A 24,436-nucleotide genomic window follows, 5' to 3' on the forward strand; every position below is an offset into this window, starting at 1 on the left:
GATGATCGCCGCCATCAAACCGACCGGATCCAACACCCGCGGACTGCTCGCCTACCTCTACGGCCCCGGTCGCCACGACGAACACCTCGACCCGCACCTGGTGACCGGATTCGCGATGCTCGGCATGCCCGACCCCGGACGCGACGAGAACGCCACCCTCACCGAACTCGGCCGCCACCTCGACGAGCCTGTTCGCCTGCGGAACAGCGAGTTCGGCAAGCCCGTCACCGACCACGTCTGGCACTGCCCCGTCCGCGCCGCACCCGAAGACCGCCATCTCTCCGACACCGAGTGGACCGACATCGCCCAGCGCATCGTGTCCGCAGCGGGCATCGCCCCTGACGGCGACGACCTGGCCTGCCGATGGATCGCCGTACGCCACGCCGACGACCACATCCACATCCTCGCCACCACCGTCCGAGAAGACGGCCGCCGCCCCAAACTCCACGACAGCGGTATCCGCGTCGGCGACGAATGCCGCCGTATAGAGAAGGACTACGGGCTGCGCCGCCTGAAGAAGGGCGACCGCACCGCCGAGCGCCGGCCCACCCAGGCCGAGATGCACAAGGCCGAACGCCTCGGCTGGGAGCAGACCAGCCGCCAGTGGCTCCAGGACCGCATCCGCGCCGCCATCCCGCACGCCACCAGCGCAGAGGAACTCCTCGCCTACCTCGAAGCCGACGACATCCTGGTCAAGCCTCGCCGAAGCCCCTCCGGAGACCTCCTCGGCTACGCCGTCGGCCGTCCCGGCGACCTGAACAAGGACGGCGAGCAGATCTACCACCCCGGCGGGAAGATCGCCCCCGACCTCACCCTGCCCAAACTCAAGGCCCGCCTGGAATCCAGCGCACCGGAGGAACACTCCACAGCCCGCCGCAACCGACCCACCACCCCTTGGCATCAGGCCACCGAAGCCCTCGACACCCTTCGCCCAGAGACCGCCACCACGAGCGCCGACGAGGACGCACGGACACAGGCGCACATCAGCGCTCTGGGCGAACTGATCGAAGCCACCGCCCAAGCAGCGCCCGCCGACCACCGTGCCCAACTGCGCGCAGCCAGTGCGGCGTTCGCCCGTGCGCAGCGGTCGCAGGTGCGGGCCGAGGACCGGGCCGCCCACGCCCTGCGGACCGCGGCCCGCGACATCGCACACACCGCCACCGGCCCCGACGGCAGCGCCCTCGCAGCCCTGACCGCCGCACTCCTCTGGGCCGCCATCCTTGCCGCACGCTGGCACGAGGCCAAGGGCCACGCCCACCAGGCCGACGCTGCCCGCCAAGCCGTCCAGCACCTCCAGTCGGCAGCCGACGCCGCGCTCGCTCCGACGCTCACCGCACTCGAAGCCCGGCGCCCTGGTGAAGGGACCCGACGCACTCTTGCCAACGACGTACGCGCAGCCGTTCCCGAGCACGCCGAGCGGATCCTTACCGACCCGGGCTGGCCCGCCCTCGCCACCGTCCTCGCCGACGCCGAAGCCAGCGGCCACAAACCCCACCAGCTCCTCCAGGAAGCCGCGGCCCAACGTGAACTGACCACCGCCCGCCAACCGGCCCGCGTCCTGATTACCCGCATCCAGCACACCGCCCGTAACCCCGCTCCCAACCGGCGAGCTGAAGCGGCCCGGCTTCGTAGCGCCGCTGCACGGGGAGTCGGCCAGCAGCCCTTCGTCGCGCACCCGACGACCACGCCCGCGCGTATGCCTAACCGGCCACGACGGTGACACCTGGATCGAGGGCGCTGCATACGGTGTGGAGGATGGTGCCGTGACGGATATCAGTGACGACCACGTGAAGGTCCACTTCAGAATGGAAGTGGACGAGGACGGCTGGCCTCCGGCGAGCATCGAGAGTCTCTGGGCGGTAAAGCTCGGGAACGGCACAGTACGGCTCGACAACACACCGTGGTTCGTCCGAGGAGTCGCCAGCGGGGACATCATCAGAGTGGAACTTGAAGACGATGGTGTCCTCTATGCCCGGGAGACGATCCAGCCGTCGCAGAACTGCACGATTCGGTTGATCGTGCTGAAGGACGAGGGCTCAGCTGCTGCCCGGCAGACGGTGCTGGAGACCTTCCATCGCCTTGGCACGACCGGCGAGGGCATCGAACGCTTCCGCATGGTGGCCCTGGATGTTCCCCCGGAGGCGGACCTGCCGAAGATCCGAAAGCTTCTGGAGCACGGTGCGGCAAAGGAGTGGTGGCACTGGGAGGAAGGGTGTGTCACCTCCGCTTGGGAAAATGCCGTCTGAATCAGCAAGAGTTGGGCCCTCGGTATGGGCAAGCCGATTGTGTCCTCTGGCAGGTTCTGACGGTCCCTCGTGGCTCATGTCGATCGGTTCGCCGATGTCCTTCGTGATCTGCGATCGTCGGGAGAATCCTTTCCGGGCTCAGCGCGGGGTAGCGTTTCCATGAGGTCGACGGAGAGGACGCTCGCAACCATGCCGATGCCCGCCGGTACCCCCGAGCCCACAGCCCCGCGCGGGCTCATCCTGGACTTCGCCGGAGTGCTGACCGCCGATCCCCGGCCGACCCACCGCCTCTGGGCCGAGGAGGAGGGCCTGCACGCGGAGGCGTGGCGCGCCACCCTCAACGACACCGCTGAAGGACGACGCCTGTATGCGGCGCTGGAGATCGGACAGCTCGGCCAGGTCGAGTGGAACGCGCAGACTGCTGCTCTGCTCGGTACGAACGTCGACCCGGTGAACCTGATGGGCCGTGCCTGGTCCAAAGTGCCGGCGGCACCTCGGATGGCAGCCCTTGCCCGCGCGGCCAAGGAAGCGGGCTACCGGCTCGCCCTCCTGTCCAACAGCTTCGGCCTGGACCCCTTCAACCCGTACGAGCACGTCGGCATCTGGGACCTCTTCGACGTACACGTCATCTCCGAAGTGGTCGGCATGGCCAAGCCGGACCCTGCGATCTACCAACTCACCTTGGACCGCCTCAGTCTCCCCGGAACGGCGTGCGTGTTCGTCGACGACCATCCGGTGAACCTTCCGCCCGCCGAAGCCCTCGGGATCACCACCGTCCTCGCGACTGACGAGGACTCCGCAGTCGCCGAGCTGGAGCACTTGCTCGGTGTGACGGCGACCCTCGCCGTGCAGAGCTGATTCCAGCCACACCAACGGGTCCCCTTTCGGAGAAGGGGTGTTGGCCCTCCCTTTGCCATGGGTACGGTCAACTCCTGGCGGACCAGAAGGGGAAGTGGCTCTCATGCAATGGTCGGAGTACACCACCGCCGAGAGACTCAAGGCGCTCCGCAACGGCATGACGCAGGAGCAGTTGGCCGAGGCCGCCGAGGTGTCGGTCGGCGTCGTAAGGAAGCTGGAACGCGGCGGCACCGCCTCTCTTCCTTCACTGCTCTCCATTGCTTCCGCCCTCGGCACCGACATCGCTGTGCTCTTCGGACAGCAGGCGCCTCGTCGCTCCATGGATCGCGACGAGCGAGCGGCCCTGCGGTCCCTGTCCGGAGCCACCCACGACGCCGCCCTCGGTATCCCGGCCGAGGTCGAACCGGGGACGGTCGACGAGCTCCGGGCCGTTGTACAGGACGCCGACGCCGCCTACTGGGCGGGTCGGTACGCCGAACTGGGGGTTCTGCTCGGCGCGCTGCTGCCCGAGGCCCGCGCACGGTACGACGCATCGAACACCGACGAGAAGACGGCAGCCGCCGGCGTTCTGGCCGACGTCTTCCAGACCGCCGCGATGGCCGCGAACGTCTGGGGCTCACGGGACCTTGCATACGCGGCGCTCACCTACGGCCGACAGATCGCCGTACAGGCGGGCGACGACCTTCGTGACGCGCACCTCGCCGCCACCACCGCATGGGTCAACCTCCGCGACGGTCGGACCGCGCAGGGGTTCTCGCTCGCCGCCACCCAGGCGGACCGGATCGAGCCGAAGATGTCGGAACACGACCCGGATCGGCTGGCGGTCTACGGCCAGCTCGTCACCAATGCAGCCGTGGCGGCTTCCCGAGGCGGCTCCTCCGCCGAGACCGCCCGCGAGTACCTTTCTCAGGCTCACGCCGTCGGTGCACGGCTCGGTTCCGAACACGCCCGTGGAGGGCACGCGCAGCCCTACGGTCCCCTCTACGCCGCCACCCAGGCCATGAGCATCGCCGTTGCTCTCGGCGACATCCCTGGAGCGCTGCGCCTCATGGATACCGTCAAGCTCGACGACACCGTCCCTCTCGCCACCCGGGCCCGGTACGGCCTCGATGTGGCCCTGACTCATGTGGAATGCCGCCGCTGGGACCAGGCCGCCGACACCCTCGAAGCCGTGTGCGGCATGGCGCCCGGCTGGGTGCAGCACCAGATGCTGCCCGGCGTGATCATCTCCCGCCTGGCCGGCGTGTCCGTGGGTCGCCTGCGTGGACTGGCCCATGCAGCGGGAGTACCCCTGGGCGTCCGCTAACTGCCACGACCCGTAGCAGCGGGGCGACAGGAGGCGTGACTACCGCCACGTTTCGTGGCACTGGACCGCCCCACCGGGAGTCACGGCCGTTACGTGACGTGGCGGCACCCGTACATACGGTCCGCTCCACAGCCACGGGGCGTGCCTGTTCCGTACGGAGCCCCAGCAGCACGCTTGGGGCATGCCGAACACTCCGCTCGGCGGCGTCGGACATGTACCGGTAGCCGTCTACTCCTGCGCCACCTCCACTCATGCCGTACGCGAGGCCGAGCGCCGTGCCCGCCACTACGCCGATGCCCGCCATTGGCACGTGGCCGGCGCGTGGACAGACCGCGACCCGAGTGCGCCCCTGGGGTCTCGCCTGGGCTGGCAGGCCATGACGGGCGCTCTGTCGTCCGGCCTCGTGCGCGGTGTCGTCGTGGCGACCATCTCCCACGTGGCGCTCGACGCCGCGCAGTTCGCCGCCCTCGGCGTTCTCGTCAGGGACCGGGGTGGCTTTCTCGTGGAAGCGACTGCCGGGCCACAGCAGCGCACCCCGGGCCAGCTCGAACACCGCCCCACCCTCTTCGAGGGAGCCGCCCGACGGTTCTCGTACGGACACCTCGCGCCAGAGGCGTCGTGGTGAACACGACGCGGGCCAAGGTCGGCGACATCGTCGCGGATGCCGAAGGCCGGCAGGCGATCGTGACCGACATCAGGCAGAACGTGACCTGGGTCCTGCGCCCGAGGCAGGGACCGACGACGGCGCAGTGGGACACAGCCGAACCTGACTCCCTCCGAGTCGTAAAGAGCCGCGCCTCCCGCCTCGACGAAGAACACGGCCTCTGGTGACCGAGCGCGCTCTGCTCGTCGAACCGAGTGATCAGTAGGCATGCCCACCCCCTGAACGGAAGGAGGACCCCGGTGTACCCGTCCGGCCTGCGCACTGCCCAGAACCACCTCTCGCTCGGCCTGGCGATGATCGCCGCCCGGGCGCTGTGCGCCCTCACGAGCGATCTCGCCCTCGCCCACACCGTGCTGCTGGCCCACTTCGCCAAGCCGGCTGGCTTCGGATCCATCGGCGTTGCGCGCCATACACCGCTCCGCGCGTCGCGCATGACAGAGAAGGCCGGCCGATGAGTCCGCGCGCGGTCGTCCGGCACCAGCAGTGGACGCTGCAGCCCGACCGGGAGCCGGACGCCGAGCCGACCAGTTACGCAATGCAGTGCGCAGTGTGCGGAGATATCTCGCCCACGGGCACCGAATTCACGGCCTCGCGGAACTGGGTGTTTGCGCACGGCGGGCGCAATCCGACGCACCACACGTACCGGGAGGTCATCACCCGTCCGTGGAGGGCGTGGTGGAAGCCGTGACCGGCCGCGTCGCCGCCCAGGTCGCCAGAATCGCCCGCTACACCGGGCCACTGCTGATCGTGCTCGTGTCTGCCTCGTGCGGCTTCGTGATCGGCGTGGCCGCCTCGACCGCACGGATCGCACCCTGACGTGCGCTGCGCGAAAGGACCCGCCGACCGGGGAATGTCCGACCTTTTCGCTGCCCACCACCGGACCCGACTGATCCCTCACACCGAGCCGTGGAGGCCCCATGACCGCAACGAGCACCAGCACCCAGGAATTGCAGAGCGGAACAGTCCCGCTGCTCGTGGCCAGCCCGTTCCTCGCCCAGTACCTGCTCGTCCGGCCCGGCCGGGCGGCCGGCGTGCGCATCCCGGAGGTCCGCTACGAGGAGCTGCGGGCCGCCGGTAAGGAGGGCCGGCCTGCCCCGACCTGGCTGGCCGATGCGGCGCAGAGGGCCTGGGGCGTCGAGCTGCCCGAGGCGCCGCTCGACGACGTCATCCTCGTCCGCGAGCGCTCCGGGTACGGGTATGGCAAGGCGTCGTGGGAGATCAACCTCGGCTGTGACTACGACTGCGAGTTCTGCTACCTCGGCGAGAAGCGGTTCGAGGGTCTGGACTGGGCGGGCAAGCAGACGCTGCTTCGGACGCTGAGGGACGCCGGGGTGCTGTGGTTGCAGATCACCGGCGGTGAGGCGCTGATCGACCGCGAGTTCGGCGCGGCGTACGAGTACGCCCATCAGCTCGGGATGATGGTGCAGGTCTCCTCGAACGGCTCCTCGCTGCGCAAGCGACCGATCCGGGACCTCTTCACCCGCCACCGGCCCTACCGCCTGACCCTGAGCGTCTACGGCGCGACCGCCGAGACGTACGACAAGGTGACGCGGAATCGCGGAGCGTTCGGCCGGTTCATCCAGGGCCTGGACACCGCCCGCGAGGACCGGCTGCCGGTCCGGCTGAACGTGATCGTCTCGGACGACAACGCGCACGAGACCGACGCGATGGTGCGCCTTGCGGAGTCCTACGGCTTCCCCACTCAGGTGTTCACGAACATGTCGCCGACGATCGACGGCGAGGCGAACCCGCTGGCCACGCAGGCGGAGAGCCACCTCAAGGCCCGGAGCATCTTCACTGGCTGCAACGCGGGCCACACGTTCTTCCACGTCAACCCGCACGGCATCGCGTCGATCTGCAAGGTCGGCCGTGACCCGAGCGTGAACCTCATCACCGAGGGCGTCGAAGCCCTGCCTCGACTCGGCTCGATCGCCGAGTCCCTACAGCTCCGCACCGGTGGATGCTCCGGCTGCACGAAGGTCGGCACGTGTCGCACGTGCCGACCGCTGGCCAAGCTCTACCAGGACGCGGGGGACCGTCGAGAGCTCTACTGCCAGCATGGAGGCTACGGAACATGACCCCTTCACCCGCAACCCTCGCCCCGCCGCGCGAACCGGTCCTGCTCACCATCGGACAGAGGCCGGCCACCTGCCCCACCGGAGTCCTGCCGGTGCCACTGACCGCCGCGCCGATCAAGGACGACGAGATCCAGATCATCGCTGACCTGGACGAGGCCGCCGAAGGCGCCGAGTGCAGCTGCTCGGCTGGCGACGACCAGCCCTACTAGATATCCCCCACAGAGGGCGTTACCAGCGCTGCCCATCGCGCCCTCTGAGTGCCGCCTCGGCCGTATTCTGGCCGAGGCGGCACTCTCTCTATAACCCAGCACCTGAGGAACCGCGCGTGTCCATGTCCCGCATCCCCTTCGAGCAGCTACCCGCCGACGTCCGGCAGGCCATCGTCGACAAGACAGGCCGCGTGCACGCGGCGCGGACCGTGCAGGGCGGCATGAACTCCGGCATCGCCTCCGTCCTAGAGACCGAGAGCGGCAGTGTCTTCGTGAAGGGCATCCCGGCCGACCACCTACAGGCCAGGGCGCAACGCCGCGAGGCGGCCATTGCCCCACACCTGCCAGCATCCTGCCCGCGCCTGTACTGGCACCTGGAACTCGACGGCTGGAGCCTCCTGGGATACGAGGTCGTCCACGGCCGTCACGCCGACTACGCGCCCGGTTCGCCCGACCTGTCGCTCGTGGAAGCCGCGCTCACAGAACTGCAAGGGGTCACGGCCCCGCCCGACATCGAGATCAAGAATGCCGTGGATCGGTGGGCGGAATATGCCCCGCCAGGGACGTCGCACTACTTCGGCGGCGACGCGCTGCTGCACACCGACTTCGCCCCGGACAACGTCCTGATCGTCGGTGAGCGGGCCCGGCTCGTCGACTGGGCATGGCCGACTCGGGGTGCGGCCTGGATCGACCCGGGGGCGCTGGCACTGCGGCTCATGGAGGCCGGGCACACGGTGGAGGCGGCGGTGGCCTTCGCGGGGCGGTTCCCGTCGTGGCGTGGGGCCGAGCCGCAAGCTCTGGCAGCGTTCGGCGCGGCCACCGCAGCACTGTGGCGGGAGATTGCAGAGGAGGGCGGGACATCGTGGAAGCGAAGGATGGCGAAGCAGGCGGCTACGCTCCGGCATATCCTCGAAGGGAAGCTGTAAAGACACTTGGTCCGTGTCGGTAACAAGCACGTGCGGGCGAACGTCCCGCGCGACACGTGACTGTCGCTGCTCAACGGCGCCCAGGAGCAGATCAACGTCCTCGTCTTCTCCGGCACCTTTTTTGCCCAGTCCACCCCGCACGTCGCCAAGATGCTCGCCGAACGCGCATCAACCGGGGTACGGGTGCGGGCTCTGTTTCGGCGACTCGAAGGGCCGGGGCCGCAGCAATGCGGGGCCACGAAGAGGGAATCGGCGACACCCTCGCGGCCAAGATCCGCGCCTCCCTGACCTACTACCGGCCGCTGCTGTACGAGGCCGGATGCGAGGTGAGGCTGCACGACACCACGCTCTACACCTCCATTTTCCGGTACGACGATGACCTTCTGATCAACCCGCATGTGTTGGGGCCAGCCGGTCAGTGCCAACCCCCTCCTCCGCAGAGCAGATACGGCAGGCTGGTTCGACAACTACGCTCGGAGCTTCGAAGCTGTCTGGGCCACCGCACGGCCCTGGACACCGGACCAGGAGGGGCCCTCGCCGCATGGGCAGGACTGAGTACTACAACGACCCCAAGGCCCCCAAGGCGAACACGCTCATCCCCGCCAACAACCTGCTCGTCGTCGACGACAACGGCGCCGTACTCCTCCAGCGCCGCCGGGACACCGGCCAATGGGCCCTGCCCGGAGGAGCCCAGGACATCGGCGAGACCGCGGCCCAGTGCGCCGTGCGTGAATGCCTGGAAGAGACCGGAATCATCGCCGAGGTCACGGGCTTCCTGGGGGTCTACACGAACCCGAACCACATCGTGGCCTACACGGACGGCGAGATCCGCCAGCAGTACGAGAACACCTACATCGGCAGACCCGTCGGCGGCGAACCCACCATCAACGACGAAGCCGACGGCGTCCGCTACGTCCAGCCCAACGACATGGACCAGTACGACATCCACCCCAGCATGCGCCAGCAGATCGGCGACTACCTCGCCGGCACGTACCCCTACCTGGGCTGAGCGGCCAGGGCTGCTTCCACCCGACCGATGGCTGCACGGATGTCCGGCTGCGCCCGACGGATGAACCGCCCCACTGGGCTGTCCGTGTCGTAGCGAACGGTGATCTCCGCCAGCCGGGCCTCCGCAGTGGTGACCTCACCATCGGGCGTGGTCGTCATGTCGCAGTAGACGAGCCCGTCTACAAGAAGCTGGTCGTCCAGCAACGGAAACTCTGCCTCCAACACGTCCCGCAGCCCTCGCTCCTCCGCTTCCAACAATGCCATCGAGTGGTTTGCCACCAGCCGAACTAGCCGCTCATCCGCAGCATGGATGTCGCGAAGGAACCGGGCGTCATCCGGCGGATGGAAGCTTGTCGCGGCCAGTCGCGGAGCGTAACCCACGTCGTGCAGCACCGCAGCAGCGAACAACAGGTCCGCCTCATCTCCGACGACCTCCGCCAGTTCGCCCGCGCGCCGCCCGACCTCTTGCGAGTGCGCCCATCAACGAGGAAGCGATTCGCGCAGCTCTACTTCGGCCACCGAGCATGCCCACTTCGCCATCGATCCGTTCATGTTTGGGCCTCAACGGTAGAGCAGCCAGGCGCCTATGCCCATCCCCGCAAGCAGCAAGGGCCCATAAACAGGGGCAACCGCCCACGATCTGACATCCGGCCAATCGGGCCAGTAGTTGACGCGAGAACCCGCGGGCGACGCCAGAGCAGGATTCAAGGAGAATGCAGGAATTGAACGACCGGCCGCCACCTCGTCATAGAGCTTGCGAAAGGCGCGCTCCTGCTTCAGATAATTAGCATCAAGGACACCAAAGACAAGTACCGCCAATAGGCCGAGGAGCGCCACGAAGATCGAACTCTTCGTGATCGCGTATCCGTAAGTCGCGGTTACGATTGGAAGCAGCCACGCCTTCGAGGATGAAGACGCTTGCGACATGCGCGTAATTATCGCTTGAATGAATGACAAGTGCTGCCGACGATCCTCCGGATCAACCGCGCTTACTTCATTAAAAAGCGCAGACTGGATCGCAGCGAGAGTCTGGATTTGAGCTTGACTATTCTCGGCCGCACCCGCAGGCCATCCAAGCACCATGCGATCCCCCGACCATCGGGGCACGAGGTGGAAATGCACGTGAGGTACGGTTTGAGTAGCGGCTGCCCCGGTCGACTGAATTACGTTCAAACCATCCGGAGCTAGGGCCGAACGGATCGCACGCGCTGCTTTGAGGAGTGCTTCACCCAAATCGCGGCCCTCGGCAGTGTTGAGATCGGTCAGGTCTGAAACATGGCGGTTCGGTACTATCAGAGTGTGACCGCGAGTGGCTTGTTCCAACGGGAAGAATGCGGTGACCTCTTGGGTGCGATACACCAGCCTCGCGCTGGAGTCATCTCCTGCGGCAATCGCACAAAACGGGCATCCAGATTGATTCACCATGACGCTCTAATAGCCCCCTGATTCGACCAAAACTCCAAGTTGTCGCGCAGTTTATTATAGGTCGCCTTGCTGTCGGTATTTCCCGACCAATCTTGCGTCGTGGGATCAAATACCGGCACTATCCCCGCACCAATAGCCCTGGTGAAGGGGTCGGGGCCCGCACTGTCAATGCCCCCAAGTGCCGAGAGGCTATGGATTCGAATCCCTAGCAGCGGCTTCTTGTCGGCCCATGCCTTTTTAATCTCATGCATGACCCAGGGTCGACCTGCCGTGTACTTGCCGATCAGGACGATCACGGCCTTCTTGTACGCCATCTGCTCGTGAATCCACTTCTCGATTGCCTCGTCTCCAAGTCTGCGCACCTGCTCCCAGTCCTGAGAGTTCAACAGTGGCTGCGCTTCAAGCGCGTTAATATTGCGAACCAACTGGACCCGGTGGACATCTTGTTCGTAGTGGAAGCTGTAGAAGACTGTCTTGGCCATGGGAATGCCTATCGAGAGTGCCGATGTGGACCAATGCGACTCTAGCTGCGACCCCCGACAACTTGTATGAGAACGCAAGAAGTCGTGCGTTTTGGGCGAGGTGGTCACGCAAGGCAACTCTGATGCGGATCGCAGCCGCAAGCAGCCGGTCTATCTCCGTCAGCGCCATGGCCCAGAAGTCCAGCGCATGGATCCGGGGAGCCCGCAAGTGCGGAGCCAGAGGTCGCCGACCGCAGCGGGCGGAGCATCACAGTGTGATCTACCTCGAAGATCATCGCTCTGGCCGAAGCCGGCCCGTGTGCATTGACGTCCTGACCTTCGCGATCTTGAGTGTTCAGAAGCATGACTCAGCCACCACCCTGACAGAGGGAACGGATAAGGAGGAGCTACACCGCCATGGGGGGCGTCTTCATCAACTACCGCAGGAGTCCGCGTGCCACAGATGCGGTGCACCGGCTGCGTGATCATCTCAGCCGTCACTTCGGTGATGCACAAGTCTTCCTCGACACGTCGTCGATGCTGCCGGGTAACCGCTACCCGGACGACCTCAGAGGCCGAGTGCATGACTGCGAGGTTCTGCTCGTCACCATTTCGGAGGGGTGGCTTGAGGCGCGGGACCCGACGGGCGCGCGATCCCTCGACCGCGAGGGCGACTGGGTGCGGCACGAGATCGAACTGGCGCTTGCCGCTGGGAAGACCGTGATCCCCCTGCTCCTTGACGCTGTAGAGCCACCGTCGCCCGAGTTGCTTCCCGCGTCGATCCGGGATCTCTCCCTGCGACAGGCACATCGGATCCGCGCTGATGGCTGGGACGCGGCCGTTGAGGAGTTAATCGCCACGCTGGAGACCCTGGTGGCACCGGAGTGGGTGCCAGCAGTCCTGTCTGAAGTGCGGCCGCCACGACGGCCCGGCCGACTACTCGGCTGGGCCACGGGCCTTCTCGCCGCCTCACTCTGCGTTCTGGTGCCGTGGGTAGCAACGGCGACTGGGCTGCCCCCAGAACCGGGCGACGACCCCGTCGCTCTGCTGCTGGCCCTGGCGTCCCTTGGGCTGATGGGCTTCGTTCTAATCGCTGTACTGCTGTCCTGCGGCCTCATGCGCCGCCCCGTCCAAGCGTGGGAACGTGAACTGCAGGAGGCCACGCAGGAGAACTACCTCCGGGCAACCTATCCGGTGCCGGCCTTTCTCCTGCTGTTCGCGGCAGTGCTGGTGATTCAAGTGTGGGGGCGGAGTCCTGGCTTCGCCGTCGTGCTGATGTTAGGCATGTGTGTTGCCGTCGGCCCGATGGCAGCCCGCTTCGTGCGCTCCCTCAAGGACGACCGCGAACGGTGGGTGCAGTGGCCAGAGGCGATGCCCTTGTCCGCCCCGATGGCGGTGGTACGGCGGGAGATCGCTCGGCTTGACGTGCGTACGCAGGAGTGGGGCGCGCCGATCCGGCGAGAGCAGCGGGATCGAGCACGGTTCGCGCTCGAAGAGCTGGCAGGGGCGGTTGCGGCTCAAGGGCGTGCGGCGGAACGTGGGCGGTTCCGATGGCTGTGTGAGGCGCAGCCCTGGATCTTCAGCGGGTACTTCCTGTGGTTGGCGCTCACCGTCGCCCTCACTCTCGCCTGGACTATGTCCCTCGGCGTCCAAGGAGGGGGTGGGGTGCGGCTGCACGCGGCGCCCGTGGCCGCTGGGCTTGTGGGATTCTGGCTGTCCTGGACGACCATGGAGTGCTCTTACCGCTACCAGCGGTGGCAGCGCCGGATGTTTAGCACAGAGGCCGTCCGACGGCTCACTCTGATAGGGGTGCGGGTCGACACGCTGAGTCTGCCGGTCCGTACGCGGCTGGCGACGGCGACGGAACGCTAGGCGGGACAGGTGCAGCGGCGCAGGGCCTGGTCACGGCCGCGACCTGGGTTCAACCCATAAGAGCGCGAGCTGGGAAAGCTCACTCATAGGGGCCGAGGAACCGTGAGCCGTGCAAGTGGATCAGAGGTCAGGCGCGCCAGCCACCCAGGCTTCGGTCTCCCATGCGAGGTCGGCCAGCCACGCTGCGGGTTTGGCGCCGACGACGCGAAGCGACGGCCGGGCACGCCGGACGACTAGTTCTCCGGTGTGGGCAGCTCGGACAGCTCGTCCTCAACGGCGACCAGCTCGGCGATCTTGGAGGCAATAACTGCCATCGAATCATCTGCCGTGTCCAAGCCGTTTCGAGAAGCAAGCAAGGGGCTAATGTCCCGGAGTTCGCCGTAGGTCGTTTCGTGCATGACAGGGAGCAGCAGGTCACGTGCAAGGAGCTCCGAGAGCTCCTTGTCAGAGACACCACCGTGATCGATGCGCCTCAGTAGCGCAGGGGTAACCAGGACGAGACCCGTACGCGACCTCGCCAGGCCCCTGTCGATTTCCCGCATGAAGGGCAGGCCGAGCGCGATGTCCTTCTCGCTGAACCAGACGGACACGCCCTCTGCTTCCAGCAGGTCGTACAACTTCCGGGCGGCACCGCGCCGGTCGTCCCATGCGTGGCAGAGGAAGACATCCCGAAGGTCGGGCTGTTGACGCGCGCGCAACACGGCGGCGTCGCGAACAGGAGTCAGCCCCTTCACCTCGGCTGGTGTGTAAATCACGGAGGAGGTGCTCGGTGACCAAGGCGCCCGCGTCCTACCGCTACTGGAGCTGCCCCCACTGGTCGCGCCGCCGCCGCCACCGCTCCGCGGCGTGTAAGCCGGCGGCGGGTAGTAGGACCGGGGTGACGAGTACCCATAGCCTCCGCCGCCGCACGCGGGGCACGCCGCACGTCCGCTGGCGGTCCGATGACCCTGGCGTGGGGCTGTACAACGACTCATAGCTATACGGTAGTCCACCCGGCTCCTGGAGCCATCTCCTTTACACGTAGACCCGGTTCGCCAGCACGTTCCCGCAGGTTGCGGTTCTCCGAGGGGCAGAATCAGTCGAGGCCACTCGCATGCATCGCGACTGTCTGCTTGCCTGCGGCCAACAGACCTCTGGGGACTGCTGCATGATCGGGTGACAGCGGGGTTTATGCAGCCAGGGCTGCGGGTGGGGTCATGATGGTCTCGTACTCGACGGGGGTCAATCGGGCCAGGCGTCTCTGACGCCGGCGTCGGTGGTAGGTGCGCTCGATCCAGGTGACGATCGCGATCTGCAACATCCTTCCAGGCCGCCTCTCAGCAAGCCAGGTCAGGTGTCACCTATCCGTGCAGCAGTCCCGTATGGGCTCGCCGCAACAAGTGGGATGCGTTACCGAGCATCACTGAAGCGCACGCCCTGCTGCACCCCGTACCGGACGACGAACCGGCTAGCTCATCAGCTTCCGCAGCACGCCGATGGTGTCCACTGCACTCGACACGACGACGCTACCTGCCATCAACTCCATCAGAGCGACCAGCCCGATCTTCCAAGATGCCCCTTCACAACTCAAGCGCTCCTATGATCGGTTCACGCGATCAATGCGGAGTCGTAGTGGGGGGCCATGACACAGCCAGCAGCCGAAAGGGCGATCGAGAGACTCCTCGGCCACGACAGGGAGATCCTCGGTCTTCGGCATGACATCCGTAAAGCCCGCCTTAAGCGGCTCTTATTGGTTTCGACCTATTCCTCCGCCCCCACACTGCTGTTGCTCCTCTTCATCGGGAACATCGCGGCATGGGGCCGCGTCGACCTCGCCCGCGTCAATCTGGCCTGCATCCCGCTTCTCGTCGCCCTCCTGGTCCTGTGCGTGATCGTCCGCGAGAACAGCACCGACCGTGTCGGCATACATACGGTCCTCTCAGACACGTGGGCGTCGGGGTACGCGGCGACGAAGAAGATCGACCTTGAGCTGGCCATAGAGCGAAGGCGCCTTTCCGCCGTATCTACCAACCTGCCAACAGAGACCCGCCGCCACATCTACCGAGAGACCGTGCCAGGAGCCATCGAGCAGTACCGCTCCGACGGACTTCGCTACAGGCGGGTTCACAACCTCTTCCAAAGCGTCATCATCATCGGCTCGCTGGCGACGTCGACGGCAGCGAGCCTCGCGGAAACCCCAGCGCCCTACAAGTGGATCACCGTTGGCACCAGCTTCTCAGTTGGCCTCGCGGCAGGCTTCACCGGCTACTTCAAGTTCCGCGAGCGCAGCTTCTACCTCCAGCAGACGTCCGATGCCATCGAGGAGGAGTACGACGCCGTCAACCTGAAGGTGGGTCGGTACAAGGGCAGCACAGACGACGCAGCGGCTCTGCTGGAGTTCACCGAACGCGTTGAAACCCTCAAGAACGACCAGCGCAAGCGCCAACAGCAACTCGACCAGCCGACAGAGACGCCCGAGGGCTGACGTCATTATCCTGATCGTTGTCCAGTTCGCTGACGGACGCCACGGTCCACTGTCGTACGCGCACCCCCTCCGACCAGCAGCGCGAACGCCCATGAACAGCCCCGGACGATCATGCGCACAGTTGGAAAGCGTGTTGGCCGCAAAACGATCACGTGCCCGGAGTGCGTGAGCGCTGCGTGAGCGGACGGGGTGGCATGGGGTGGATCGAGCGGTACGCGTTGCGAACCCCTCAGGTCTCCTACCTGGGGAAACGGGATTCACAGGCACTGCCCAGCACCACCCGGGATGATCATGCAGGCCCTTGTAATGCGTAGGTCGTCGGTTCGAATCCGACAGGGGGCTCCGTGGAAGGCCAGGTCACCTAACCCGTGACCTGGCCTTTTCGCTGGGCGCGGTCTCGTGGGTGCCTGGCCGGGGCCCACCGGTGCCCGCCCGGGTATCCGGACCGGTGCCTGTCATCGCCGCCTCCACCTGCTCCGATGCGGTCCCCCGTCTGTCGGTTCGGTTACGGCGCTCCACACCCGGCGACCGTCGTGGCTAGCCGCGGCCCGAGATCCGGTCCGCAGCTTTGGCGATCCGGTCCGTGCCCGCCTGTGGGGAGGTCGCCTCGCGGCGGTCCGCGGTGCGGTAGGCGGCGTACAGGGCGTGGACGCCGAGCCAGCGCAGGGGTTCCGGTTCCCAGCGGCGGACCTTGTGGTTGACCCAGGGGAGGGTCGTCAGGTCGGTGGGGCCCGCCTGGCCGGAGTCCTGCTGGATGAGGTCGCGCAGGGTGCGGGCGGCGAGGTTGGCGGTCGCGACGCCGGAACCGACGTAGCCGCCTGCCCAGCCGAGACCGGTCGAGCGGTCCAGGGTGACGGTGGCGCACCAGTCGCGGGGGACGCCGAGTACGCCGGACCAGGCGTGGTCGATGCGGGTGCCCGCGGTGGTGGGGAAGAAGCGGACGAGGAGGTCGCGCAGGGCCTCGATGGTGGCGGGCCGGGTGCGGCCGTCGTTGTCGGTGGCGGAGCCGTAGCGGTAGGGGACGCCCCGCCCGCCGAGGGCGATGCGGTTGTCGGCGGTGCGCTGGGCGTACATGTAGGCGTGGGCCATGTCGCCGAGGGTTTCGCGGCCGTCCCAGCCGATGGTGTCCCAGAGGGCCTCGGGGAGGGGCTCGGTGACGATCATGGAGGAGTTCATGGGGAGCCAGGTGCGCCGGTGGCCCTTGAGGCCGGCGGTGAAGCCCTCGGTGCAGCGCAGGACGTAGGGGGCGCGGACCGTGCCGTACGGGGTGACGGCGTGCTTGGGCTTGATCTCGGTGACGGGTGTGGACTCGTGGATGGTGACGCCGAGGGCTTCGACGGTGTCGGCGAGGCCCTTGACGAGCTTCGCGGGGTGCAGCCGGGCGCCGTGCGGGGTCCAGGTGGAGCCGACGGCTCCGGTGACGTGGACGCGTTCGGCGGTCTCGCGGGCGCCGCGCAGGACGCGGTCGGTCTCGCCGAAGGCGATCTCGACGGAGTGGAAGTCCTTGAGGCGGGCGAGTTGGGCGGGGCTGTGGGCGATCTCGAGGACGCCGCCGTGGTGGATGTCCGCGTCGATGTTCTCGGCGGCGGCGGTTCCGATGACCTCACCGACCGTGTCGTTCATGGCCTTCTGGAGGCGGACGGCGGCGTCGTGGCCGTGGAGTCTCGCGTAGCGGGCGCGGCCCGCGATGCCGTTGTAGAGCCAGCCGCCGTTGCGGCCGGAGGCGCCGTAGCCGCAGAACCTGGCTTCGAGGACGGTGATGTTGAGGAAGGGGACCGCCTTCTTGAGGTAGTACGCCGTCCAGAGTCCGGTGTAGCCGCCGCCGACGATGCAGACGTCGGCGGTGGTGTCACCGGGCAGGGGTTCGCGGGGGGCGGGAGTGCCCTCGTCCGCGTACCAGAACGATATGCCGCCGTTGACGGTACTGACGGTGCTCATGTGTCCCCTGCTTGTCCGTGTGCAGCCGAGTCGCTGAGGGGACGTTACTGCGCTTCCGGGGGTCCCGGCGCGCGGAGGCTTCTAGCCTGGGAGCGTGATCGAGATTCCCGAGGGTTTGGTTGCGTCACAGTCGGAGTTCAACGGCGCGGCGGGACGGTCGTTCATCGCCGGACTTCCGGGGCTGGCCGGGCGGTTCCTGGAGGAGTGGGGGCTGCGGCGGGACGGGCCGGCGCTGTACGGGATGTGTGCGCTGGTGCTGCCGGTGGTGAGGGTGTCGGACGGCCGGCGGGCGGCGTTGAAGCTGCAGGCGGTGGACGAGGAGACGGTGGGCGAGCCGGTCGCGCTGAAGGTCTGGGGCGAGGCGGGCGCCGGGGTGGTGGGACTGCTGGCGCACGACGCCGCCACCGGGGTGATGCTGCTGGAACGGCTGGACGAGCGGCGCCCGTTGACGGGGGTGGCCGACGCGCGGGTGGCGGTACGGGTGCTGGCCGAGTCGCTGGCCCGGCTGGTGGCCGTACCGGCTCCGGAGGGGATGCGGCGGCTGGGGGACGTGGCCGCGCTGATGCTGGAGGAGGCGCCGAGGGCCGTCGGGGCGCTGGCGGACGAGGGGGAGCGGCGGTTGCTGCTGGACTGCGCCGCGGCGGTACGGGAGGTGGCGGGGGAGCCGGGGGACCGGTTGCTGCACTGGGATCTGCACTACGACAACATCCTGGCCGGGTGTGCGGAGGAGGGCCGGGCGGGGGAGTGGATCGCGCTGGATCCGAAACCGTTGGCGGGGGACCCGGGGTTCGAGCTGTTTCCCGCGCTGGACAACCGCTTCGACGCCTCGGAGGTGGTGTGGCGGTTCGACGCGATGACGGGGGTGCTGGGGCTGGACCGGGAGCGGGCGCGTGCCTGGACCTTGGGGCGGGTGCTGCAGAACGGGCTGTGGATTCGCGGCGGGGGGCAGCGGTTGCCGGCAGACCATGTGGAGATCGCCCGGCGGTTGCTGGGGCGCGGGTGAGACGTGGGGGCGCCCCGGGGCGGGTGTCTACGCTGCTCCCATGATTCGTCGAGCTACTGCCGCTGATGTCCCCGCCATCCACGCCATGGTCCGTGAGCTGGCCGATTACGAGAAGGCCCTGGACGAGGCGAACGCCACGGAGGAGCAGCTGCGGGAGGCGCTGTTCGGGGAGCTGCCGGCGGCGTACGCGCATGTCGCGGTGGCGGACGAGGACGGCGAGGTGGTCGGGTTCGCGCTGTGGTTCCTGAACTTCTCGACGTGGCGCGGGGTGCACGGGGTGTACCTGGAGGATCTGTACGTACGTCCGGAGCGGCGTGGCGCCGGGCACGGGAAGGCCCTGCTCGCGGAGCTGGCGCGGATCTGTGTGGAGCGGGGGTACGGGCGTCTGGAGTGGTCGGTGCTGGACTGGAACGCCCCGTCCATCGCGTTCTACGAGTCCTTGGGGGCGCGTCCTCAGGACGGCTGGACGGTGTACCGGCTGACGGACGGGGCGCTGGCCGGGCTCGGGGGGCGCTGAGCCGGGGCGGGGGCCGGGACGAGGGGCCCCGGTCAGGGGATCAGGACGCCCTTGCCCCTCGTGCCGCGGGTCTCGAGTGCGCGGTGGGCGGCGGCCGCTTCGGCGAGCGGGTAGCGCTGGACGACGGCGACGGATGCGGGGCCGAGGCCGGTGAACCGGACGATGCCCAGGGTGTGGTGCGGCCCGTGCCGATCATGGCGGCGGCCGCGGCCGCGTCGAGGAGGTGCACACCCGCTGCGGCGACGGCGATCCTGACCTGGCCGGGGGTGGGTACGGGGTCGGCCGTGCGTTCGTACGTGAGGTTCTCGGCGGGTCCGAAGGCGCGGAGGCGGACGGCGTGCATGGCGGGCTCCCCGGGTGGCGGTGTGGGCCACTCTTCGACCTCAAGGGCGCTTGAGGTCAAGCCCTTCCGGTGCCGCTCTCCCGATCCGGGCGAGTGCCAGGGCGGCTGCCTCGATGCCGCTGTTGAAGGAGACCTCGCTGAGCAGTCCGGGGGCGGCGACCTGGTCGCCCGCGAGGAGGATTCCGTCGCCCCGGTCGATGGCGGGGCGGTCGCGCCAGGTGGTGCCCGGCCTGTCCACGGCGCCGGTGCGGCCGGCCGCGAGGGAGTCGCGGCGCCAGGTGGTGCGGTCGCGCCAGCCGGGGAAGCCGAGGTCGAGGAGCTGCTCGGCGCGGTGGAGGGCTTCGGCACGCGGGGCGTCCGGGGCGAGGGGGATCTGGCCCTGGACGAGCTGTTCGCCCTGCGGGGCGAGGGTGGGGTCCTGGGCGGTGAACCGTTCGATCCAGCCGGGGGCGTCGAGGTCGGAGAGGATGAACGGGTCGCCGCGCCGGGTCCGCACGGCCAGGTCGATCAGGGCGGTCCGGCCGCTGTCCCAGGTCAGGGTGGGGTCGTCGAGCAGCGTGCGGGCGGCGGCGAGGTGGGTGGCGACGATCACCGGCCCGGTGCGGGCGAGGTCCTGGAGTGCTCCGGTGCCGATGCGTTCCGCCGTCTCGATGCGTACGCCGAGGTTCCAGGCGCGGGTGGCCATCCGTTCGACGATCTGGGCCCAGCCGCCGACGGGGTAGCGGGCCTCGGGCGGCAGGGCCGTGGCGCGGCGGAGCCGTTCCTGGACGAAGGCGGCGGAGAGCGAGCCGGGATCGTGGTGGAAGAGCGCCACACCCATGTAGTGCGCGGCCGCGCGGGCGCCGTCCTCGCCCGCCTGCCGACTGGCCCAGCTGTGGAAGTCGGTGTCGACGGGGGCACGGCGGCGGGCGAGACGGAGCAGGGCGAGGGGCGGGGTCCTGCGCAGCGCGCCGTTGCGGCGGAAGAGGAAGCGGGTGCCTTCGAGGGGCGGTACGGAGGCGACCGGCCCCAGGAGGTTGCGCCGTTCGAGCCAGGCCCAGTGGGGCCCGCGGCGGTACAGGGCGTGGGGCCCCTCGTTGGTGAGGTAGGGGCCTTCCGCGGTCCTGGCCCGTCCGCCGAGGGTGTGGTGGGCCTCGTACAGGGTGACGGGGGCCCGGGATTCGGCGGCGGTGACGGCCGCTGCCAGTCCGGCGAGCCCGGCGCCGACGATGTGGATGCGCTGCATGGCTGTGTCTCCTCGCGGTGGGCGCTGTTCTGCAGGGGGGACGGTCGGGCGCGGGTGTTCTGTGACACGGGTCCGGGACGTTGTCAGTGCTGTGCGTCACGATGGGGGGCATGGCAGGGAGAGGCAACACGGGCGGCAGGGGCGGCAGGGGCGCGAAGGACACGGTCGCGGAGGTGCGGCGGCCGGAGGTGAGACTGCCCCCGCTCGTCGCGTACGACGGGGAGGGCCTGGAGGCGGACGGGGATTACGACGGTGTGTGCTTCGAGGAGACGGACCTCGCGGACGCGTCGGGTCCCGGCGCGCGCTTCATGGACTGTGAGCTGCGGGGATGCGCTCTGGACCGTACGGAGCTGGTGCGGGCCCGGTTCATCGACTCGGTGCTGACGGGCGTACGGGGCGTGGGTACGGACCTTGCGGGGGCGTCGCTGCGGGACGTGGAGGTGGTGGACGCCCGGCTGGGTGGGGTGCAGCTGCACGGCGCGGTGCTGGAGCGGGTGCTGATCCGGGGCGGGAAGATCGATTACCTGAATCTGCGCAAGGCACGGCTGAAGGACGTCGTGTTCGAGGGCTGCGTGCTGTCGGAGCCGGACTTCGGGGACGCGCAGCTGGTGCGGGTGGAGTTCCGGGACTGTGTGCTGAAGCGTGCCGACTTCAGTGCCGTCCGGATGGAGTCGGTCGATCTGCGGACGGTGGCCGAGCTCGACATCGCACGGGGGGTGGAGCGGCTGGCGGGTGCGGTGATCAGCCCGTCCCAGCTGATGGAGCTGGCTCCGGCGTTCGCGGCGCAGATCGGGGTGCGGGTGGAGGCCTGACCGAGGACTCCGTGCGGATCAGGCCGGGGCCCGCGAGCCCCGGCACCGCACCTCGCGCAGCCAGGGGTGGTGGAGGGTCCCGCTGTTCCTCCGGCCGGCCCGGACGAAGGACCCCGGGTCTCAGAGGCGGGGGAAGCGGGCCTGGAGGTCCCAGACGACGGGGTTGTCGGCGAGGCCTTCGTGCATGTCGGCCAGGTCGGCGATCAGGTCGTGCAGGAAGTCGCGGGCCTCGCGGCGCAGGAGGGAGTGGCTGAAGGTGAGCGGGGGCTCGTCACCGGGCATCCAGTCGGCTTCGACGTCCACCCAGCCGAAGCGGCGTTCGAAGAGCATCCGGTCGGAGGACTCCGTGAAGTCGAGCTCGGCGTACTGCTGGCGGTGAGAGCGGTTGCCCCGGGGGTCCCGGTCGATCTGCTCGACGATGTCGCAGAGGGCCCAGGCGAAGTCGAGGACGGGGACCCATCCCCAGGCTGTGGATACTTCGCGGTCCGCCTTGGTGTCGGCGAGGTACACGTCGCCGGAGAACAGATCGTGCCGCAGGGCGTGGACGTCCGCGCGGCGGTAGTCGGTCTGCGGGGGGTCCGGGAAGCGCCGGGAGAGGGAGTAGCCGATGTCGAGCACGGTTCGATGGTGTCATGTCCGGTGAGCGGCCCGCGCCGGTCCCGTGAGCGCCCGCGCCCGGGCGGACGGCTCGGCCGGTGGGGCGGTGGCCCGGAGCCGGGCTTCCGCGCTCCGGACCGTGGCACGGCGGACCGGACGAGCGCGGTGCGGGTGAGCGGGGCTCCCGTCGGCGGAGTCCGGCACCCCGTGCGCGTACGTAGGATCGCCGGTGTGGATCAGCGATCAGCGGCACGCCGCACCGTGCCGGGCGCCGCCCTGTTCCTCGCCGTGGTCACCCTGGCCACCACGTGCACGGCGGGCCGCGGGGTGGTGGGCACACCGGGTGCCGCAGGAGTGCGCGATCCCTACTTCCCCCGGCTCGGCAACGGCGGCTACGACGTCACGCACTACGACCTGGCCCTCGACGTCGACGACGGGGCGGGGCAGGTGCGGGGTACGGCGGTGATCACGGCCCGGGCCACCCAGGACCTCAGCGCGTTCAACCTGGACCTCACCGGGCTCGACGTCCGCTCGGCGACCGTCGAGGGCCGGCCGGCCTCCGTGAACAGGGCGGGCGACGAGCTGACACTGCGGCCGGACGGCGAGGTCGCGGACCACCTCCGCAGGGGCAGGACCTTCCGCACGGTCGTCCGCTACTCCGGTGCCCCGCGGACCGTCACCGACGCGGACGGGTCCCGGGAGGGCTGGCTCAGGACGGAGCACGGGGCGGTCGCCCTCGGGGAGCCCGCCGGTTCGCCGGCCTGGTTCCCCGGGAACCACCACCCGGTCGACAAGGCCTCGTACGACGTCCGGATCTCCGTCCCCGAGGGGCGGACCGCCGTCTCGAACGGGGAGCTGGTGTCCCGTCGCACGAAGAGCGGGCGCACGGTCTTCCACTGGCGTACCCGCGAACCCATGGCGAGCTACCTCGCGACCGTCGCGGTCGGCCGCTACACACTGAGGCACGACGTCACCGCGGACGGCCTGCCGGTGGTCACCGCCGTGGACGCACGGGTGGCGGGGTCGAGCGCCGTCGTGCCGGCCCGCATTCCGGAGGTCATGGAGTGGGGGGCGCGGACGTTCGGCCCGTATCCCTTCGCTTCGACGGGGGCGATCGTCGGTCTGCCCGGGGACGCGGGATACGCACTGGAGACCCAGAACCGGCCCTTCTTCCCCGGGCCGCCGGACATGGGCCTGCTGGTCCACGAGTTGGCCCATCAGTGGTTCGGCAACTCCGTCACGCCCGCGAGCTGGCAGGACATGTGGCTCAACGAGGGCTTCGCGACCTACGCGGAGTGGCTCTGGAGCGAGGAGCACGGGGGTGCCACCGTGCGGGAACACTTCGACGAGGCGTACGAGGACGAGGCGAACTGGGCGTTTCCCGCGGGCCGTCCGCCGGGCCCCGCGGACCTGTCCCGGCCCCCGGTGTACGGGCGTGGGGCGATGGTCGTCCACCGGGTCCGGCAGGAGATGGGCGACGACGGGGCCTTCTTCACCCTGGTCCGGGGCTGGCTGACGGCACATCGGCACGGCAACGCCTCGACGGACGATTTCACCGCGTACGCGGAGCGGGAGTCCGGCCTCGATCTCACCGAGCTGTGGGGCACCTGGCTCAACGGCAGGAGCCGGCCCGCCCGAGGCTGACCGGCTCCTGTTCCGCGTGGCTCGCTCCGCGTGGCTCGCTCCGCGCGGGTCGCTCCGCGCGGTTGTGCGACGGAACCGAAAGGGGCGAGACGGGCCCGCGGCGCGACGGGTCGGGGCGCCGTCCGGACGCACGGGAGCCCCCGGCCTGCCGGCCGGGGGCTCCCGTGGGTGAGTCGTCCGCGTCAGAGGTTGACGCCGAAGTCCTGGGCGATGCCGCGCAGGCCCGAGGCGTAGCCCTGGCCGACCGCGCGGAACTTCCACTCGGCGCCGTTGCGGTAGAGCTCGCCGAAGACCATGGCGGTCTCCGTGGCGGCGTCCTCGCTCAGGTCGTAGCGGGCGAGCTCGGTGCCGCCGGCCTGGTTGATGATGCGGATGAACGCGTTGCGGACCTGGCCGAAGTTCTGGCTGCGGGCCTCGGCGTCGTAGATGGAGACCGGGAAGACGATCTTTTCGATGTCCGCCGGGAGGCCGGCCAGGTTGACGTTGATCTGCTCGTCGTCGCCCTCGCCCTGGCCCGTGATGTTGTCACCGGTGTGGACGATGGTCTGGTCCGGCGTCGCCTTGTTGTTGAAGAAGACGAAGTGGCCGTCGGAGTAGACCTTGCCGGCCGTGTTGACCGCGATCGCCGAGGCGTCGAGGTCGAAGTCGGTTCCGGTGGTGGTGCGGACGTCCCAGCCGAGGCCGACCGTGACGGCGGTCAGGCCCGGGGCCTCCTTGGTGAGCGAGACGTTGCCGCCCTTGGACAGGCTTACAGCCATGGGAAGTCCCTTTCCTCGTCGTGTGCGGGCTTCGTGCCATCACGAAAGCTACCGTCACCCGTCATAACGCAGGCAGTGGACC

Annotated in this window: 27 protein-coding genes and 4 pseudogenes; 20 read left to right on the forward strand and 11 right to left on the reverse strand. The window is 68.7% G+C overall.

The window, feature by feature from the left end; all coding sequences use genetic code 11:
• Position 1: 1 nt before the first annotated feature.
• The 14 genes and pseudogenes from OG927_RS18150 (at position 2) to OG927_RS18210 (ending at position 9,296) form a co-directional block, all read left to right on the forward strand.
• Complete coding sequence (locus OG927_RS18150; RefSeq protein ID WP_330320459.1) at positions 2-1,720, forward strand: relaxase/mobilization nuclease domain-containing protein; 1,719 nt, start codon at positions 2-4, stop codon at positions 1,718-1,720.
• A 43-nt stretch (positions 1,721-1,763) separates the two neighbouring features.
• Positions 1,764-2,246, forward strand: a complete 483-nt coding sequence (locus OG927_RS18155) for a DUF4265 domain-containing protein (protein WP_330320460.1) — start codon at positions 1,764-1,766, stop codon at positions 2,244-2,246.
• A 189-nt stretch (positions 2,247-2,435) separates the two neighbouring features.
• Positions 2,436-3,104 (forward strand): HAD-IA family hydrolase, encoded by a 669-nt coding sequence (locus tag OG927_RS18160; RefSeq protein WP_330320461.1) that lies wholly within the window; start codon positions 2,436-2,438, stop codon positions 3,102-3,104.
• Positions 3,105-3,207: 103 nt separating this feature from the next.
• A complete protein-coding gene (locus OG927_RS18165; protein ID WP_161196578.1) occupies positions 3,208-4,410 on the forward strand; it encodes a helix-turn-helix domain-containing protein in 1,203 nt (400 codons plus the stop codon).
• A 181-nt stretch (positions 4,411-4,591) separates the two neighbouring features.
• On the forward strand, positions 4,592-5,035 hold the full coding sequence (locus tag OG927_RS18170; RefSeq protein ID WP_330320462.1) for a hypothetical protein: 444 nt from the start codon (positions 4,592-4,594) through the stop codon (positions 5,033-5,035).
• Positions 5,032-5,241 carry a hypothetical protein gene (locus tag OG927_RS18175; RefSeq protein ID WP_330320463.1) on the forward strand — a complete coding sequence of 70 codons (210 nt, stop codon included), beginning with the start codon at positions 5,032-5,034 and terminating at the stop codon, positions 5,239-5,241. Before OG927_RS18170 ends, OG927_RS18175 begins: the two co-directional genes overlap by 4 nt.
• 72 nt (positions 5,242-5,313) lie before the next feature.
• Positions 5,314-5,529: a hypothetical protein gene (locus tag OG927_RS18180; protein WP_275535463.1), complete on the forward strand. Its 216-nt coding sequence runs from the start codon at positions 5,314-5,316 to the stop codon at positions 5,527-5,529.
• A complete protein-coding gene (locus OG927_RS36195) occupies positions 5,526-5,762 on the forward strand; it encodes a DUF7848 domain-containing protein (RefSeq protein WP_456293803.1) in 237 nt (78 codons plus the stop codon). The genes OG927_RS18180 and OG927_RS36195 overlap by 4 nt, the downstream gene beginning before the upstream one ends.
• The gene (locus tag OG927_RS18185; protein WP_330320464.1) at positions 5,750-5,890 is read left to right on the forward strand and encodes a hypothetical protein; all 141 of its coding nucleotides are present in this window, start codon (positions 5,750-5,752) and stop codon (positions 5,888-5,890) included. The genes OG927_RS36195 and OG927_RS18185 overlap by 13 nt, the downstream gene beginning before the upstream one ends.
• A gap of 101 nt (positions 5,891-5,991) precedes the next feature.
• Positions 5,992-7,152 (forward strand): radical SAM protein, encoded by a 1,161-nt coding sequence (locus OG927_RS18190; RefSeq protein ID WP_330320465.1) that lies wholly within the window; start codon positions 5,992-5,994, stop codon positions 7,150-7,152.
• Complete coding sequence (locus OG927_RS18195; protein WP_330320466.1) at positions 7,149-7,361, forward strand: hypothetical protein; 213 nt, start codon at positions 7,149-7,151, stop codon at positions 7,359-7,361. Before OG927_RS18190 ends, OG927_RS18195 begins: the two co-directional genes overlap by 4 nt.
• Before the next feature lie 122 nt (positions 7,362-7,483).
• Positions 7,484-8,287 (forward strand): phosphotransferase family protein, encoded by an 804-nt coding sequence (locus OG927_RS18200; protein ID WP_330321325.1) that lies wholly within the window; start codon positions 7,484-7,486, stop codon positions 8,285-8,287.
• Positions 8,288-8,320: 33 nt separating this feature from the next.
• Positions 8,321-8,842, forward strand: a pseudogene (locus tag OG927_RS18205) (XRE family transcriptional regulator); the annotation flags it as partial.
• On the forward strand, positions 8,829-9,296 hold the full coding sequence (locus OG927_RS18210; protein ID WP_330320467.1) for an NUDIX hydrolase: 468 nt from the start codon (positions 8,829-8,831) through the stop codon (positions 9,294-9,296). The pseudogene OG927_RS18205 and the gene OG927_RS18210, both read left to right, overlap by 14 nt.
• Here OG927_RS18210 and OG927_RS18215 read toward each other — a convergent pair.
• From OG927_RS18215 to OG927_RS18225, 3 genes and pseudogenes are all read right to left on the reverse strand, one after another.
• Positions 9,284-9,847, reverse strand: a pseudogene (locus OG927_RS18215) (HD domain-containing protein). The gene OG927_RS18210 and the pseudogene OG927_RS18215 overlap by 13 nt on opposite strands.
• 9 nt (positions 9,848-9,856) lie before the next feature.
• On the reverse strand, positions 9,857-10,720 hold the full coding sequence (locus OG927_RS18220; RefSeq protein WP_330320468.1) for an HIT family protein: 864 nt from the start codon (positions 10,718-10,720) through the stop codon (positions 9,857-9,859).
• Positions 10,714-11,202 carry a TIR domain-containing protein gene (locus OG927_RS18225; protein ID WP_330320469.1) on the reverse strand — a complete coding sequence of 163 codons (489 nt, stop codon included), beginning with the start codon at positions 11,200-11,202 and terminating at the stop codon, positions 10,714-10,716. The genes OG927_RS18220 and OG927_RS18225 overlap by 7 nt, the downstream gene beginning before the upstream one ends.
• 396 nt (positions 11,203-11,598) lie before the next feature.
• On the opposite strand from OG927_RS18225, the gene OG927_RS18230 reads away from it, so the two are divergent.
• Positions 11,599-13,053 carry a toll/interleukin-1 receptor domain-containing protein gene (locus OG927_RS18230; RefSeq protein WP_330320470.1) on the forward strand — a complete coding sequence of 485 codons (1,455 nt, stop codon included), beginning with the start codon at positions 11,599-11,601 and terminating at the stop codon, positions 13,051-13,053.
• A 233-nt stretch (positions 13,054-13,286) separates the two neighbouring features.
• On the opposite strand, the gene OG927_RS18235 is transcribed toward OG927_RS18230, so the two are convergent.
• Positions 13,287-13,808: a toll/interleukin-1 receptor domain-containing protein gene (locus OG927_RS18235; protein ID WP_330320471.1), complete on the reverse strand. Its 522-nt coding sequence runs from the start codon at positions 13,806-13,808 to the stop codon at positions 13,287-13,289.
• A gap of 413 nt (positions 13,809-14,221) precedes the next feature.
• Positions 14,222-14,350 (reverse strand): annotated as a pseudogene (locus OG927_RS18240) (IS3 family transposase); the annotation flags it as partial.
• 324 nt (positions 14,351-14,674) lie between these two features.
• Between OG927_RS18240 and OG927_RS18245 the strand changes: the two are divergent.
• Positions 14,675-15,517 (forward strand): SLATT domain-containing protein, encoded by an 843-nt coding sequence (locus OG927_RS18245; RefSeq protein WP_330320472.1) that lies wholly within the window; start codon positions 14,675-14,677, stop codon positions 15,515-15,517.
• Positions 15,518-16,054: 537 nt separating this feature from the next.
• On the opposite strand, the gene OG927_RS18250 is transcribed toward OG927_RS18245, so the two are convergent.
• Positions 16,055-17,455, reverse strand: a complete 1,401-nt coding sequence (locus tag OG927_RS18250; protein WP_056797301.1) for an NAD(P)/FAD-dependent oxidoreductase — start codon at positions 17,453-17,455, stop codon at positions 16,055-16,057.
• A 94-nt stretch (positions 17,456-17,549) separates the two neighbouring features.
• On the opposite strand from OG927_RS18250, the gene OG927_RS18255 reads away from it, so the two are divergent.
• Both OG927_RS18255 and OG927_RS18260 read left to right on the forward strand, forming a co-directional pair.
• Complete coding sequence (locus OG927_RS18255; protein WP_056797296.1) at positions 17,550-18,458, forward strand: aminoglycoside phosphotransferase family protein; 909 nt, start codon at positions 17,550-17,552, stop codon at positions 18,456-18,458.
• A 40-nt stretch (positions 18,459-18,498) separates the two neighbouring features.
• A complete protein-coding gene (locus tag OG927_RS18260; protein ID WP_124281493.1) occupies positions 18,499-18,975 on the forward strand; it encodes a GNAT family N-acetyltransferase in 477 nt (158 codons plus the stop codon).
• A 32-nt stretch (positions 18,976-19,007) separates the two neighbouring features.
• Here OG927_RS18260 and OG927_RS18265 read toward each other — a convergent pair whose 3' ends face one another.
• From OG927_RS18265 to OG927_RS18275, 3 genes and pseudogenes are all read right to left on the reverse strand, one after another.
• The gene (locus tag OG927_RS18265) at positions 19,008-19,145 is read right to left on the reverse strand and encodes a zinc-binding dehydrogenase (RefSeq protein WP_330321326.1); all 138 of its coding nucleotides are present in this window, start codon (positions 19,143-19,145) and stop codon (positions 19,008-19,010) included.
• A gap of 38 nt (positions 19,146-19,183) precedes the next feature.
• Positions 19,184-19,318, reverse strand: a pseudogene (locus OG927_RS18270) (oxidoreductase); the annotation flags it as partial.
• 40 nt (positions 19,319-19,358) lie between these two features.
• Positions 19,359-20,543, reverse strand: coding sequence for an NAD(P)-binding protein (locus OG927_RS18275; protein ID WP_330320473.1), 1,185 nt, complete (start codon positions 20,541-20,543; stop codon positions 19,359-19,361).
• A gap of 101 nt (positions 20,544-20,644) precedes the next feature.
• Between OG927_RS18275 and OG927_RS18280 the strand changes: the two genes are divergently transcribed.
• The gene (locus OG927_RS18280) at positions 20,645-21,355 is read left to right on the forward strand and encodes a pentapeptide repeat-containing protein (protein WP_199862774.1); all 711 of its coding nucleotides are present in this window, start codon (positions 20,645-20,647) and stop codon (positions 21,353-21,355) included.
• Positions 21,356-21,475: 120 nt separating this feature from the next.
• On the opposite strand, the gene OG927_RS18285 is transcribed toward OG927_RS18280, so the two are convergent.
• A complete protein-coding gene (locus OG927_RS18285; protein WP_033297163.1) occupies positions 21,476-21,973 on the reverse strand; it encodes a hypothetical protein in 498 nt (165 codons plus the stop codon).
• A 210-nt stretch (positions 21,974-22,183) separates the two neighbouring features.
• Here OG927_RS18285 and OG927_RS18290 point away from each other — a divergent pair, with 210 nt between their 5' ends.
• Positions 22,184-23,596, forward strand: coding sequence for a M1 family metallopeptidase (locus OG927_RS18290; protein ID WP_408058076.1), 1,413 nt, complete (start codon positions 22,184-22,186; stop codon positions 23,594-23,596).
• Positions 23,597-23,778: 182 nt separating this feature from the next.
• Here OG927_RS18290 and OG927_RS18295 read toward each other — a convergent pair whose 3' ends face one another.
• Positions 23,779-24,354: a TerD family protein gene (locus OG927_RS18295; RefSeq protein ID WP_056797280.1), complete on the reverse strand. Its 576-nt coding sequence runs from the start codon at positions 24,352-24,354 to the stop codon at positions 23,779-23,781.
• Positions 24,355-24,436: the final 82 nt, after the last annotated feature.

This window comes from Streptomyces clavifer (assembly GCF_036345975.1).
Lineage (GTDB): Bacteria > Actinomycetota > Actinomycetes > Streptomycetales > Streptomycetaceae > Streptomyces > Streptomyces clavifer.

Coding starts and splice junctions, on each gene's coding strand:
- OG927_RS36195 (WP_456293803.1), top strand. CDS start 5,526: ATGAGTCCGCGCGCGGTCGTCCGGCACCAGCAGTGGACGCTGCAGCCC.
- OG927_RS18160 (WP_330320461.1), top strand. CDS start 2,436: ATGCCGATGCCCGCCGGTACCCCCGAGCCCACAGCCCCGCGCGGGCTC.
- OG927_RS18250 (WP_056797301.1), bottom strand. CDS start 17,455: ATGAGCACCGTCAGTACCGTCAACGGCGGCATATCGTTCTGGTACGCG.
- OG927_RS18165 (WP_161196578.1), top strand. CDS start 3,208: ATGCAATGGTCGGAGTACACCACCGCCGAGAGACTCAAGGCGCTCCGC.
- OG927_RS18220 (WP_330320468.1), bottom strand. CDS start 10,720: ATGGTGAATCAATCTGGATGCCCGTTTTGTGCGATTGCCGCAGGAGAT.
- OG927_RS18260 (WP_124281493.1), top strand. CDS start 18,499: ATGATTCGTCGAGCTACTGCCGCTGATGTCCCCGCCATCCACGCCATG.
- OG927_RS18210 (WP_330320467.1), top strand. CDS start 8,829: ATGGGCAGGACTGAGTACTACAACGACCCCAAGGCCCCCAAGGCGAAC.
- OG927_RS18150 (WP_330320459.1), top strand. CDS start 2: ATGATCGCCGCCATCAAACCGACCGGATCCAACACCCGCGGACTGCTC.
- OG927_RS18230 (WP_330320470.1), top strand. CDS start 11,599: ATGGGGGGCGTCTTCATCAACTACCGCAGGAGTCCGCGTGCCACAGAT.
- OG927_RS18245 (WP_330320472.1), top strand. CDS start 14,675: ATGACACAGCCAGCAGCCGAAAGGGCGATCGAGAGACTCCTCGGCCAC.
- OG927_RS18190 (WP_330320465.1), top strand. CDS start 5,992: ATGACCGCAACGAGCACCAGCACCCAGGAATTGCAGAGCGGAACAGTC.
- OG927_RS18225 (WP_330320469.1), bottom strand. CDS start 11,202: ATGGCCAAGACAGTCTTCTACAGCTTCCACTACGAACAAGATGTCCAC.
- OG927_RS18295 (WP_056797280.1), bottom strand. CDS start 24,354: ATGGCTGTAAGCCTGTCCAAGGGCGGCAACGTCTCGCTCACCAAGGAG.
- OG927_RS18200 (WP_330321325.1), top strand. CDS start 7,484: ATGTCCCGCATCCCCTTCGAGCAGCTACCCGCCGACGTCCGGCAGGCC.
- OG927_RS18280 (WP_199862774.1), top strand. CDS start 20,645: ATGGGGGGCATGGCAGGGAGAGGCAACACGGGCGGCAGGGGCGGCAGG.
- OG927_RS18170 (WP_330320462.1), top strand. CDS start 4,592: ATGCCGAACACTCCGCTCGGCGGCGTCGGACATGTACCGGTAGCCGTC.
- OG927_RS18275 (WP_330320473.1), bottom strand. CDS start 20,543: ATGCAGCGCATCCACATCGTCGGCGCCGGGCTCGCCGGACTGGCAGCG.
- OG927_RS18195 (WP_330320466.1), top strand. CDS start 7,149: ATGACCCCTTCACCCGCAACCCTCGCCCCGCCGCGCGAACCGGTCCTG.